The 13,715-nt window shown below is 68.3% G+C and carries 7 protein-coding genes; 6 read left to right on the forward strand and 1 reads right to left on the reverse strand.

The window, feature by feature from the left end:
- The first annotated feature begins 82 nt into the window (after window positions 1-82).
- Window positions 83-1,492 (forward strand): sugar porter family MFS transporter, encoded by a 1,410-nt coding sequence (locus AC1DJN_RS07040; RefSeq protein WP_478039029.1) that lies wholly within the window; start codon window positions 83-85, stop codon window positions 1,490-1,492.
- Between the two features lie 5 nt (window positions 1,493-1,497).
- Window positions 1,498-4,053 (forward strand): glycoside hydrolase family 3 N-terminal domain-containing protein, encoded by a 2,556-nt coding sequence (locus tag AC1DJN_RS07045; RefSeq protein ID WP_442252323.1) that lies wholly within the window; start codon window positions 1,498-1,500, stop codon window positions 4,051-4,053.
- A gap of 20 nt (window positions 4,054-4,073) precedes the next feature.
- On the opposite strand, the gene AC1DJN_RS07050 is transcribed toward AC1DJN_RS07045, so the two are convergent.
- A complete protein-coding gene (locus AC1DJN_RS07050) occupies window positions 4,074-5,132 on the reverse strand; it encodes a LacI family DNA-binding transcriptional regulator (protein ID WP_032974760.1) in 1,059 nt (352 codons plus the stop codon).
- A 111-nt stretch (window positions 5,133-5,243) separates the two neighbouring features.
- On the opposite strand from AC1DJN_RS07050, the gene AC1DJN_RS07055 reads away from it, so the two are divergent.
- From AC1DJN_RS07055 to AC1DJN_RS07070, 4 genes are read left to right on the forward strand one after another with little or no spacing between them, the layout of a single operon-like run.
- Entirely contained in the window at window positions 5,244-7,367 is a 2,124-nt protein-coding gene (locus tag AC1DJN_RS07055; RefSeq protein WP_478039030.1) for an alpha-glucuronidase family glycosyl hydrolase, read from the forward strand.
- A complete protein-coding gene (locus AC1DJN_RS07060; RefSeq protein ID WP_478039031.1) occupies window positions 7,364-9,346 on the forward strand; it encodes a sialate O-acetylesterase in 1,983 nt (660 codons plus the stop codon). The genes AC1DJN_RS07055 and AC1DJN_RS07060 overlap by 4 nt, the downstream gene beginning before the upstream one ends.
- A complete protein-coding gene (locus AC1DJN_RS07065) occupies window positions 9,346-11,037 on the forward strand; it encodes a glycoside hydrolase family 43 protein (protein WP_478013504.1) in 1,692 nt (563 codons plus the stop codon). Before AC1DJN_RS07060 ends, AC1DJN_RS07065 begins: the two co-directional genes overlap by 1 nt.
- Complete coding sequence (locus AC1DJN_RS07070; RefSeq protein ID WP_442251917.1) at window positions 11,034-13,706, forward strand: glycoside hydrolase family 3 protein; 2,673 nt, start codon at window positions 11,034-11,036, stop codon at window positions 13,704-13,706. Before AC1DJN_RS07065 ends, AC1DJN_RS07070 begins: the two co-directional genes overlap by 4 nt.
- The last annotated feature ends 9 nt before the right edge of the window (window positions 13,707-13,715 follow it).

The raw sequence follows: 13,715 nt of genomic DNA on the forward strand, positions 1-13,715 counted from the left end.
ACGAGAACCTGATCAACCAGTACCTGCTGCGTTGAGCACAGCGGCTCGCATCGATGACACCGAACCGGGGAGGGGCACAGCAATGCAGCAGGCAATGAGCGGTGGAGAGAACACCCGGCTGATCGTATTGATCAGCGTGGTGGCGACGATTGGCGGATTCCTGTTCGGGTTCGACAGCGGCGTGATCAACGGCACCCAGGACGGCCTGCACCAGGCGTTCAGATCCGGCGAGTGGATGCAGGGGTTCGAGATCGCCTCGATGTTGCTGGGCTGCGCCGTGGGTGCCTTCAGCGCCGGCCGGCTGGCCGACCGTCTCGGCCGCCGCAACGTGCTGATCGTCTCGGCAGTGTTGTTCCTGCTGTCGGCGATCGGCGCTGGCGCCGCATCCTCCTCGGCGATGTTCATCGTCGCGCGGGTGTTGGGGGGCTTTGCGGTGGGGGCCGCCAGTGTCATCTCCCCGGCCTACATCGCCGAAGTCGCGCCGGCGCGCTACCGTGGCCGGCTCGCCACGGTCCAGCAGATCGCCATCATCAGCGGGCTGACCGTCGCGTTCCTGTCCAACTATCTGCTGGCGGCCACCGCCGGTGCGTCCACCGAGGCACTGTGGGGCGGGCACGCGGCGTGGCGCTGGATGTTCTGGATGCAGGCCGTGCCCTCGCTGCTGTTCCTGGCACTGCTGCTGACCATTCCGGAAAGCCCGCGCTACCTGATGGTGAAGCGCCGCAAGGACGAGGCGCTGCAGGTGCTTGCGCGGCTGTACGGCGGTGTCGAGGCGCAGGCGAAGCTTGCCGAGATCGACGCTTCGCTGTCGACCGACCACCATCGGCCGCGGCTGTCGGACCTGCGTAACAAGGCCACCGGCAGGATCCGCCCGATTGTCTGGGTCGGCATCGGCCTGGCCACCTTCCAGCAGCTGGTCGGCATCAACGTGGTGTTCTACTACGGTGCCGTGCTCTGGCAGGCCGTCGGCTTCTCCGAGAACGACGCGCTGCTGATCAATGTGCTGTCCGGTGCGCTCAGCATCGGCGCCTGCATCGTCACCGTGCTGCTGATCGATCGCATCGGGCGCAAGCCATTGCTGTGGGTTGGCTCGGCCGGCATGGCGGTGTCACTGGCACTGCTGGTGGCCGCATYCGCCAGCGGCTCGCTGGTCGATACGCACCTGCAGCTGCCTGCGGGCATGGGCACGCTGGCGCTGGTGGCGGCCAATGCCTATGTCGTGTTCTTCAACATCTCGTGGGGCCCGGTGATGTGGGTGATGCTGGGCGAGATGTTCCCCAATCAGATCCGCGGTTCGGGCCTGGCGGTGGCCGGTGCGGCGCAGTGGACCGCCAATTTCGCCGTCACCGTGACCTTCCCGATTCTGCTGGCCGCCACCGGGCTGGCAGCCACGTACAGCATCTATCTGGTGGCGGCGGTCATTTCGGTGTTCTTCGTGCTCAGGCACGTGCACGAAACCAAGGGCAAGGAACTGGAGCAGATGGAAGGATGAACGCGATGACCCATCGACACGTTGGACGCGCCCACGCTGGCGTGCTGCTGACCACGCTGCTGCTGGCACTGGCGGCCTGCGGCAAGGATGAGAAAGCAGCTGCAACTGCAGCCGCGACGCCGGACCCGTGGCCGCAGGTCGCCTGGCCACTGGCCGAGGACCCCGCGCTGGAAAAGCGCATCACCGACCTGATGGCCACCATGACGGTGGAGGAAAAGGTCGGCCAGCTGGTGCAGGGAGATATCGCCAGCATCACGCCCGACGACGTGCGCCGCTATCGGTTGGGCTCGGTCCTGGCCGGTGGCAATTCAGATCCCGGTGGCCGTTACGATGCCGCGCCGGCCGAATGGCTGGCGCTGGCCGATGCGTTCTACGCGGCGTCGATGGACACCTCCAACGGCGGCAAAGCGATTCCGGTGCTGTTCGGCATTGATGCCGTGCACGGGCAGAGCAACATCATCGGCGCGACGCTGTTCCCGCACAACATCGGCCTGGGCGCGGCCCGCAACCCGGATATGCTGCGCCGGATCGGCGAGGTGACCGCGCTGGAGACCCGTGCGACCGGGATGGAGTGGGCGTTCGCACCAACCGTGGCGGTACCGCAGGACGACCGCTGGGGGCGCACCTATGAGGGCTATTCCGAATCGCCCGAGGTGGTGGCCAGCTATGCCGGTGCAATGGTCGAAGGGCTGCAGGGCAAAGTGGGTACGCCCGCGTTCCTCGATGGTCGTCATGTGATCGCCTCGGTGAAGCACTTCCTCGGCGACGGTGGCACTACCGATGGCAAGGACCAGGGGGATACCCGGATCAGCGAAGCGGACCTGGCGCGCTTCCACGCGGCCGGCTATCCGCCGGCGATCGCTGCAGGCGCGCAGACCGTCATGGCCTCCTTCAACAGCGTCAACGGCGAAAAAATGCATGGCCACAGGCAGTACCTGACCGATGCGTTGAAGGGCCGCATGCACTTCGGTGGGTTCGTGGTGGGCGACTGGAACGGCCACGGGCAGGTCAAGGGCTGCACGACCACCGATTGCCCGGCCACCATCAATGCGGGCCTGGACATGGCCATGGCCTCGGACAGCTGGAAGGGCTTCTACGAGACCACGCTGGCCGCCGTGAAGAACGGCACCATCAGCCAGCAACGGCTGGACGAGGCGGTGCGCCGGATCCTGCGCGTCAAGATGCGGCTGGGTCTGTTCGAGGCCGGCAAGCCGTCCACACGTGCGGTCGGCGGCCAGTTCGCCCTCATCGGCGCACCGGAACATCGTGCGCTGGCACGGCAGGCGGTGCGCGAATCGCTGGTACTGCTGAAGAACCAGAGGGGCGTGTTGCCACTGTCGCCCAAGCAACGGATCCTGGTGGCCGGTGACGGCGCCAACGACGTGGGCAAGCAGGCCGGCGGCTGGACGCTGAACTGGCAGGGCACCGGCACGACCCGCAAGGACTTCCCCAATGCGGACACGATCTACGAGGGCATCGCCCAGCAGGCGTCGGCCGCGGGTGGCGAGGCAGTGCTGGCGGTCGATGGGAAATATGTAACGAAGCCGGATGTGGCCGTGGTGGTATTCGGCGAGAGCCCGTATGCCGAGTTCCAGGGCGATCTGCCGACGCTGGCCTACAAGCCGGGGGACGATGCCGACCTTGACCTGATCAAGCGGCTGAAGGCCGACGGCATTCCGGTGGTGGCCGTGTTCCTGAGCGGACGCCCGCTGTGGGTCAACCGCGAGATCAACGCCGCTGATGCGTTCGTGGCGGCGTGGCTGCCCGGCTCGGAAGGTGCTGGCGTTGCCGACGTGCTGCTGCGCAGGCCTGATGGCAGCGTGCAGCACGATTTCAAGGGCAGGTTGAGCTTCAGCTGGCCGCGCACGGCGACGCAGTACGCCAACAATGTGGGGCAGAAGGATTACAACCCGCAGTTCGCCTTCGGCTTCGGCCTGTCCTACGCCGACAACGGCGATCTGGCGGCGCTGCCGGAAGTCTCCGGGGTAACCGGCAATGAAGGTGCCGCCGGCGTCTTCTTCGCGCGCGGCGAAGCCGGTTCAGGCATGGCTCTGCGCCTGCAGAACAGCACGGGGCAGGGCGTCACGGTCACCAAGGTGCCGGAGGCCCTGGAGGGCGATCTGCTCAAGGTCACCGGCGTGGACCACCTGGCACAGGAAGACGGCCGCCGCCTGGCCTGGTCGGGCAAGGCTGAGGCAGTTGCCGCGCTGCAGTCACACACGGCACTGGACCTGCAGCGCGAAAGCAACGGCGACCTGATGCTGCTGACCACGCTGCGGGTGGAGTCTGCACCCCGTGGCGAGGCCTGGTTGGCGGTGGGCTGCGGCACGGGCTGCTCGGCCCGCATTGCGCTCACGTCGACGCTGGCAAAACTGCCGGTGGGCCAATGGACGCGCGTGGGCGTGCCGCTGAAGTGCCTTGCAGCCGCAGGTGCGGACGTCGGCAAGCTGGATCGCCCGTGGTCGATCGGAACGGCGGGGGCGATGACACTGTCGGTGTCACGTGTCGCGCTGGGCGCCCTGAACGAGGCGGAGACCAGCATCGGGTGCGCAGGCGCGTGACCGTGACGCTTCGTCCTGCGCTATCGGGAACCGGGTGGGCGCGTGACCGAATCGCGCACCACCAGCCGGTGCGGCACCACGTGGTCGGTCAACACGCGCACGCCCTCGCTGCGGCGGCGGATGGTGCGCAGCAGGATCTCGATGGCGGCATCGGCCATCGAGGCGATGGGCTGATGGATGGTGGTGAGCTCGGGCCAGACCGTCGTGGCGGCGGAGCTGTCATCGAAGCCGACCACCGACAGGTCGCGGGGCACCTCCAGGCCACGCCGGTGCGCGACGGAGATCGCCGCCGCGCCCATATCGTCGTTGCTGGCCAGGATTGCGGTGGGCGGCCTGGGCTGGCACAGCAGTTTCTCGGCAGCGGCCAGCCCGGAGCGGTAGGTGTAGTCGCCCTGTTCGACCAGGGCGGGGTCGACCTCCAGCCCRGCGTCGTGCAGCGCGCTGACAAAGCCGTCATAGCGCCGCGCGCTGGCACTGAGGTCGGTGCGCCCGCAGATGAAGCCGATGCGGCGGTGGCCCTGCTGGATCAGGTGTTCAGCCAATTCCCTGCCGGCGTGGAAGTCATCGATGCGCACGCAGGAAATGTCATTGCCGAGGTGACCCGGCGCGATAGCCACCACCGGGATGCCGGCCTTGACCAGCTCGGTCACCACGGGCTTCGATTCGCACAGCGGCGGCGGCAGGATGACGCCGTCCACCCGCCCGGCCAGAGCACGCGCGGCCTTGCGCTGGGCCGCGGGGCCCGGCTCGTCCCAGTAGTCGATGACCAGCTGGATGGCAGCGTTGGACGCTACGCGCAGCAGGCCGACCAGCAGTTCGCGCAGGTAGGCACCGCTGGGGTCGGTGTAGATCAGTGCAATACGCGTGTGCTGCGCGGCGGCCAGCGAACTGGCGGCGAGGTTGGGCGTATAGCCCAGTTCACGCACTGCGCGCATCACGCGCTCGCGGGTGACGTCGCGCACCTTGCCCTGGTTGATCGCCCGCGACACCGTCATCGGCGACACTCCGGCCAGGGCCGCCACCTCGTCGATCGTCACGCCACTGGTTTTGCGGCGGACCGATTTCTTCGGCTTGTCCAATACGCGCTCCCGTTCTTCTCTGTGACGCTGCCGAAGCCCGCGCACGTCCGGAGCTTACAAGGTTTGCCGGCCGCCCAACGGTCCGGTCCGGATGGCGAGCGGTGTCATTGGATGTTCGCTGCCGTGCTGGCGCTGCTGGCGCTGCTGGCCTGCATGGGCGACGCGCGCGCAGAGGACGGCCATGCCCTGTGGATGCGCTACGTTCCGCTCGAACCGGCCCTCGCTGCCGACTACCGCACCCGCCTGGGGCAGGTGGTGGCCCCTGATCACACAGCCACGCAGCGCGCCGCGCGCGATGAACTGCAGCGTGGACTGGCCGGGCTGCTCGGCAGCGCTCCGCAGTTGGCGGGTACGGCAGCCACCGGCCCTATGCTGGTGCTGGGTACGCCGCAGTCTTCGGCGTTGATCGCGCCGTTGCGTGCGCAGATGCAGCCGCTGGGCGAGGAAGGCTACCTGCTCAAGCGCACACAGGTGGGCGGGCGCGATGCGCTGCTGGTCGCCGCACCGCGGGATATCGGCGTGCTGTACGGGGTGTTCCATCTGCTGCGGCTGCTGCAGACGGGCGCGGCACTGGACGCTCTCGATGTGCGTCAATCGCCACGGCTCCGGCTGCGCGTGCTCAATCACTGGGACAACCTGGATGGCCATGTCGAACGTGGCTACGCAGGCCGTTCACTGTGGGACTGGCAGACGTTGCCGGAGTGGCGCGACCCGCGCTACACCGACTATGCACGCGCCAACGCATCCGTAGGCATCAACGGCACCGTGCTCAACAACGTGAATGCAAACGCACAGAGTCTTGCGCCGGACTATCTCGACAAAGCGGCAACACTGGCCGATCTGTTCCGTCCGTACGGCATCCGTGTCTACCTGAGTGCACGCTTCAGCGCACCCATCGAGCTGGGCGGGCTCGACACCGCCGATCCGCTCGACCCGGCCGTGCAACGCTGGTGGCGCGACAAAGCCGAGCAGATCTACGCGCGCATTCCCGATTTCGGTGGCTTCCTGGTGAAGGCCAATTCGGAAGGGCAGCCCGGCCCGCAGGACTACGGCCGCTCGCACGCCGACGGCGCCAACCTGCTGGCGGATGCGCTGGCCGCGCACGGCGGCGTGGTGATGTGGCGCGCCTTCGTCTATGCGCACGACGTTCCTGCGGACCGCGCCACGCAGGCCTACAGCGAATTCGCCGGCCTGGATGGTGCGTTCCGCCCGAACGTGGTGCTGCAGGTGAAGAACGGGCCCATCGACTTCCAGCCGCGTGAGCCGTTCCATCCGCTGTTCGGAGCCATGCCGCGCACGCCGCTGGTAATGGAAGTGCAGATCACCAAGGAGTACCTGGGCTTTGCCACGCATCTGGTTTACCTGGGGCCGTTGTACGAGGAAGTGCTGCGGTCCGACACCCGCATACGCGGCAAKGGGGCCACCGTGGCGCAGTCCCTGGCCGGCATGGCCGGGGTCGCCAACATCGGCACCGACCGCACCTGGAGTGGATCGCACTTCGACCAGGCCAACTGGTACGCCTTCGGGCGCCTTGCGTGGGATCCGCGGCAATCGGCCCAGGACATCGCGGCGGACTGGGCGGCGCTGACGTTCTCGGCCGATCCCGGCGTGGTGCAGCCCATCGTCGGGATGATGATGGCCTCGCGCGAGGCTGCGGTGAACTACATGACGCCGCTGGGCCTGCACCATCTGATGGCGCGGGGGCACCACTATGGTCCCGGTCCATGGGTCGATGTCGGCCCGCGCGCGGACTGGACGTCGGTGTACTACCACCGTGCGGATCACAACGGCATCGGCTTCGACCGCACCGCACGCGGCAGCAACGCCGTGGCCCAGTATTCCCCCGGCGTGGCCGAGCAGTATGGCGATCTGGCGCGGGTTCCGGAGCCGCTGCTGCTGTGGTTCCACCACGTGCCGTGGAATCACCGCATGGCTTCGGGGCGGACGCTGTGGGACGAACTGGTCGGGCGCTACTCGCGGGGGGTACGGCAGGTGCAGGGCATGCAGGCCACCTGGGCGGGGCTGCAGGGCAAGGTGGATGCGCAACGGCATGCGCAGGTCACGGCCTTCCTGCGTATCCAGCAGCGCGAAGCACAGTGGTGGCGCGATGCCAGCGTGGCGTACTTCCAGTCGGTGAGCGGCAGACCGTTGCCCGCAGGCGAAGCCGCGCCGCCGCATCCGCTGGTCTGGTACCAGGCCCTGCAGTTTCCCTCCGCGCCAGGAGATGGCCGATGAAGCCGACGTCGTGGGTGGGATGGCTGCTGCTGGTTGCCATGGGCGGCTGCGCCACGCGTGCAGCGGCACAGGAACCAACGATGGCGCTGCTGCATCCGCTGTTCCAGGATCACGCCGTGCTGCAGCGTGACCGGCCGATTCCGGTATGGGGCCAGGCCACGCCGGGCGCCCCGGTTTCCGTGGCGTTTGCCGGGCGCGCTGTCAGCACGCACGCGGCTGGCGATGGCCGCTGGCACGCAACGCTGCCGCCTGCCGCAGCCGGCGGACCTTACGAAATGTCGGTCCGGTCCGGGCATGCCAGCCAGATCGTGCGCGACGTGCAGATCGGCGATGTCTGGTTGTGTTCCGGGCAGTCGAACATGGAGCTTCYGGTGTGGCGCGCGCTTGATGCAGGCAGCGAGATCGCCTCCGCTACGGAACCGGGGATCCGCCTGTTCACCGTGCCGAAGGCGGCGGCGGTTTCACCGCAGAGTGATTTTTCCGCATCTGTGGCATGGCGCCCCGCGTCACCGGACACCGTGCGTGACTTTTCCGCCGCGTGTTTCTACTTTGCGCGTGAACTGCGCAGGACCGTCGACGTTCCGATGGGGCTGATCCAGGCAGCGTGGGGCGGCTCGCGTATCGAGGCCTGGACCAGCAGCAATGCCCTGCGCATGCAGGGTGGCCTGGGCCCAGCGCTTGACGTGCTCGCGCTGTACGCGCGTGATCCGGCGGCGGCAAACGAACGTTGGGGCCAGCAGTGGCAACACTGGTGGACAACACGCGCCGATGCCGCCGCCGCCGATGCACCTTGGCAGCCAGGCAGCGACAGCCGTGGATGGCAACGCGCCCCTGCCACGCTCGGGGCGTGGGAGCGCTGGGGTGTGCCAGCGCTGGCCGGCTACAACGGCATGGTCTGGTACCGCACCCAGGTGACACTGAGCGCCGACCAGGCCGCCAAGCGCGCACAGCTCGAGCTCGGCCCCATCGACGAGACGGACATGACCTGGGTGAACGGCGTGGCCGTGGGCAGCCAGTACGGTGCGGGCGAGCGGCGAACCTATGCGCTGCCAGCCGGATTGCTGAAAGCCGGCGCCAACACCGTGGTGATCAATGTCCTGGACACCTACGGTGAGGGCGGCCTTGCAGGGCCCGCGAGCGCGCACGCCATCGGCCTGGATGACGGTACGCGCATCGAGCTGGATGCCCGCTGGCAGTACCGGGTGGCGCCCGGCGCACAGGCGCCGCCGCTGGCACCGTGGCACGCCGCCACGGGACTGTCGACGCTGTACAACGGCATGATCGCGCCGCTGGGTGCCTATGGCCTGCGCGGCATGCTGTGGTACCAGGGTGAATCCAACACCGGTGACGCAACGGCATACCTCGCACGCCTGCGCAGCCTGCGTGACGACTGGCGGGGGCGGTTCGGCGCGCACACGCCGCTGCTGCTGGTGCAGCTGGCCGGCTATGGCCAGCCACCCGTGGCGCCGGTTGAAAGTGGCTGGGCGCAGGTGCGCGAGGCGCAGCGGCTCGCTGCGGCGGAAGACCCGCGCACCGGGCTGGCCGTGGCCATCGACATCGGCGATGCCTACGACATCCACCCGCCGAACAAGCAGGAACTGGGCCGGCGGCTGGCGCGGGCAGCGCGCCATGTGGTCTATGGCGAGCGCAGCCTGGCGCCCGCCGGCCCAACTGCACGCGAAGCATCGGCCACGCGCGCCGGCGTGCGTATCCGCTTCAACGGGRTCACCGGCACCYTGGTCACGACCGGCGCSAACGGCCCCATCGGCTTCGAGCTGTGCGACGCCGATGCGCACCACTGCCRCTACGCCGACGCGGTGCTGCACGGGCACGACGTCGTGCTGCGCAGCCCGCTGGCAGACGCGGGCGGGCGCGTGCGCTACTGCTGGGCCGATGGCCCGGTGTGCACCCTGCGCGACAGCAGTGGGGCGCCCGCCGGCCCGTTCGAGCTTTCCATCACCCCTGCGGAGGTTCCCTGATGCGTCTGCTGCTGGCTCCAGTACTCGTGTTGATGTCGTTGCTGCCGCAGGCGTGGGCAGCGCCGCCCGCGCCGCCGGTCTACTTCGACTGGTTCGAGTACAGCGGTCGCGACGTGGCCTTCGATGCGCCGTTGCCGGCCGGGCACTATCGCAACCCGATTCTTGCCGGGTTCCATGCCGACCCCAGCATCGTCGCCGCAAACGGGCGCTTCTATCTGGTCAATTCCAGCTTCACCTACTTCCCGGGCATCCCGGTATTCGAAAGCGTGGACCTGGTGCACTGGAAGCAGGTCGGCAATGTGATCGACCGACCGTCGCAGCTGGACTTCGACGGACTGGGCGTGTCGCGCGGTATCTTCGCGCCGGCCATCAGTTACCACGACGGCATGTTCTACGTGGTCACCACGGCCGTCGACAGCGGCGGCAACTTCATCGCTACCGCCCGTGATCCTGCCGGTCCCTGGTCCGACCCGCACTGGCTGCCTGGCATCGATGGAATCGATCCGTCATTGTTCTTCGACAACGACGGCACCGTGTATCTGCTCAACAACGATGTACCGCCCGGCCCGCCACGTTACGAGGGCCACCGTGCCATCTGGATGCAGCAGATTGATCTGGCGACCTTCGCCCCGGTAGGTCCCCGCAAGGTGTTGATCGACGGCGGGGTGGAGCCGGCCAGGAACCCTATCTGGATCGAGGGGCCGCACATCTACCAACGCGATGGCTGGTACTACCTCTCCGACGCGGAAGGCGGCACCGGGCCGCAACATTCGCAGGTGGTGTTGCGCAGCCGTAATGTATGGGGGCCCTACGTGCCGTATGCGGGCAATCCGATTCTCACCCAGCGTGACCTGCCCGCCGACAGGCCGTTGCCGATCACCAATGCCGGGCATGCGGATCTGGTGGAGGGGCCGGACGGCTCATGGTGGGCGGTGTTCCTTGCCAGCCGCAACTACGACACGCGCCACTACAACACCGGGCGCGAGACCTATCTGCTGCCGGTGCAATGGCGTGACGGCTGGCCGGTGATCCTGCCGGCCAACCAGGCCATTCCGTATGTGGCCAGAGCGCCCTCCTGGATGCAGGGCGAAGCGTCGCAGGCGCCGTCCACCGGCAATTTCACCGAACGTGACGAATTCGATGCGCCGGCACTCGGCAGCGGCTGGCTGCGCGTGCGCATCCCCAGGCAGCCGTGGGCGGACCTGCGCGAGCGACCGGGGGCCTTGGCCGTGCATCCGCTGGCGGAGAACCTGGACACGCTGCGCAACCCCGCGTTCCTCGGCCGGCGCCAGCAGCACCTGCGCTTCGAATCCAGCACGGCCATGACCCGGCCGGCGGCGGGCGTGGCCGCAGGCCTGGCAGCTTTCCAGAGCGAGACCCACTGGTATTTCCTTGGCGTGCGCAGCCTCGGCGGTGACCGCGTGGCGGTCTTCCTGGAAGCGCGCGACGGCAGCGGTGTCACCCGCACCCTGGCAACGCGCCAGGCAACGGCAGCGACGTCGCTGCGCCTGAAGATCGCTGGTGACGAAGGCCGCTATGCGTTCGCCTTCGACAGCGGCGACGGGCGTGGCTGGCAGACACTGGCCGATGCCGTGGACGGAACGGTGTTGAGTACGGATCGTGCAGGCGGCTTCGTCGGCGCCCTGCTGGGACCATTCGCGCGCGACGAGCGTGCATTGAGGAGCAAATGATGACGCGCACTCCCATCTTCCGCCCGCTGGCCCTGTGCGCTGCCATCGCGCTGGCGGGCACGGGTTACGCAGCCGAGCCCGCGCCCTGGCTCGACACCTCGGCCAGCTTCGAAAACCGCGCCGCTGCCCTGGTCGCACGGATGACCCTGGAGGAGAAGGCAGCGCAGATGCAGAACGCCGCGCCCGCGATCGAGCGCCTGGGCGTTCCCGCCTACGACTGGTGGAACGAAGGCCTGCATGGCGTGGCGCGGGCAGGGCAGGCCACCGTGTTTCCGCAGGCCATCGGCCTGGCGGCCACCTTCGATGTGCCGCTGATGGGGCAGGTGGCCAGCACCATCAGCGACGAAGCCCGTGCCAAGCACCACCAGTTCCTCCGTGAGGGCTCGCATGGCCGCTACCAGGGGCTGACCTACTGGTCGCCGAACATCAACATCTTCCGCGACCCGCGATGGGGCCGTGGCCAGGAAACCTACGGCGAGGACCCGTACCTCACCGCCCGCATGGGCGTGGCCTTCGTGCACGGTCTGCAGGGCGATGACCCGGTGTACCGCAAGCTCGACGCCACCGCCAAACACCTGGCCGTGCACAGTGGCCCCGAGGCCGATCGCCACCACTTCGATGCGCGCCCGAGCAAGCGCGACCTGTACGACACCTACCTGCCCGCGTTCGAGGCGCTGGTGAAAGAGGGGCAGGTGGACGCGGTGATGGGCGCCTACAACCGGGTGTACGGCGAGTCCGCCAGCGCCAGCCGGTTCCTGCTGCGCGACGTGCTGCGCCGCGACTGGGGCTTCAAGGGCTACGTGGTGTCCGACTGCTGGGCCATCGTCGACATCTGGAAACATCACCGGATCGTTCCCAGCCGCGAGGCGGCCGCCGCGTTGGCGGTCCGCAACGGCACCGAACTGGAGTGCGGCCAGGAGTACGCCACGCTGCCGGCGGCAGTACGGCAGGGCCTGATCAGCGAGGCGGAGATCGACGATGCGGTGACCCGCCTGTTTGCCGCGCGGATGCGGCTGGGCATGTTCGACCCACCCGAGCGCGTGCGCTGGGCGCAGATTCCCGCGTCGGTCAACCAGGCTCCGGCGCATGATGCGCTGGCCCTGAAGGCCGCCCAGGAATCGCTGGTGCTGCTGAAGAACGATGGCGTGCTGCCGCTGTCCCGCAACCTGAAGCGCATCGCCGTGATCGGCCCCACGGCCGATGACACCATGGCATTGCTCGGCAACTACTTCGGCACCCCGGCCGCGCCGGTCACCCTCCTGCAGGGCATCCGCGATGCCGCCAAGGGAATCGAGGTGAGCTACGCACGCGGCGTGGACCTGGTTGAAGGGCGCGACGATCCCAGCGCTACACCCTTGATCGAAGCGACCTACCTGCGCCCGTCGGCTGACTCCCCGGAGCGCGGGCTGCGCGGCGAGTACTTCCGTACCGCCGATCTTTCCGGCACTCCGGCCCTGGTCCGCACCGATGCCCAGATCGGATTCCGCTGGGATCGGGGTTCCCCGACCGACAACCTGCTGGCCCGTGGTGAAGCCGCACCGGGGCAGGGCATCCCCAGCGATGGTTTCAGCATCCGCTGGACTGGCCAGTTGCTGCCGCCCGTCTCGGGGCGCTACCGGATCGAGGCGGCCGCCGACGATGGTTTCCGCCTCTACGTGGACGGCAAGCGGGTGCTCGACCACTGGGCCAACAGTGATCGCCTGCACGGCGATGGCGTGGACCTGGACCTGCAGGCCGGCCGCGCCTATGACCTGAGGCTTGAGTACTTCGACGCCGAGCGCGATGCCGGCGTCCGCCTGGGGTGGCGCATGCCCGGAGCCAAGCCGCCGTTCGAAGCGGCACTGGAGGCCGCGCGCAACGCCGATGTGGTGGTGTTCGTGGGCGGCCTCACCGGCGACGTCGAAGGCGAAGAGATGAAGGTCAACTACCCGGGCTTCGCCGGCGGTGACCGTACCGACCTGCGCCTGCCCGCGCCCCAGCGCTCGCTGCTGGAAGCGCTGCATGGCACCGGCAAACCGGTGGTGATGGTCCTCACCGGCGGCTCTGCCATGGCGGTGGACTGGGCGCAGCAGAATCTGTCCGCCATCCTGATGAGCTGGTATCCCGGGCAACGCGGCGGCACTGCCGTCGGCCAGGCGCTGTTCGGCGACGTCAATCCGGGCGGGCGCCTGCCGGTGACCTTCTACAAGGCGGACGAGGCGATGCCGGCCTTTGACGACTACACGATGGAAGGACGCACCTACCGCTACTTCCGCGGTACCCCGCTGTATCCGTTCGGGCACGGGCTGTCGTACACCCGCTTCGACTACGGCAGGCTGCAGCTAGATTCAACGCGCATCGCCAACGACGGGACACTCAAGTTGCAGGTCGAGATCGCCAACACGGGCAAGCGCGCCGGCGACGAAGTGGTCCAGCTGTATGTGCGACGGCTGCAGGCCGGGCCAGGCGACGCACGCCAGACATTGCGCGGCTTCCAGCGTGTGCACCTGGCCGCAGGCGAGCGGCGCACCGTGGTGTTCGACCTGGAAGCGCAGCAGGCCCTGCGCCACTATGACGACGCGCGCGGCGGCTATGCCGTGCCGGCGGGCGCGTACGAGGCATGGGTGGGCAGCTCCAGCGCCGACATCCGCGCGAGGGCCGGGTTCACCGTGGAGACCAACCGTGACTGATGCGCGCCG

The sequence above is a fragment of the Stenotrophomonas sp. 05L414_2 genome (assembly GCF_056397905.1).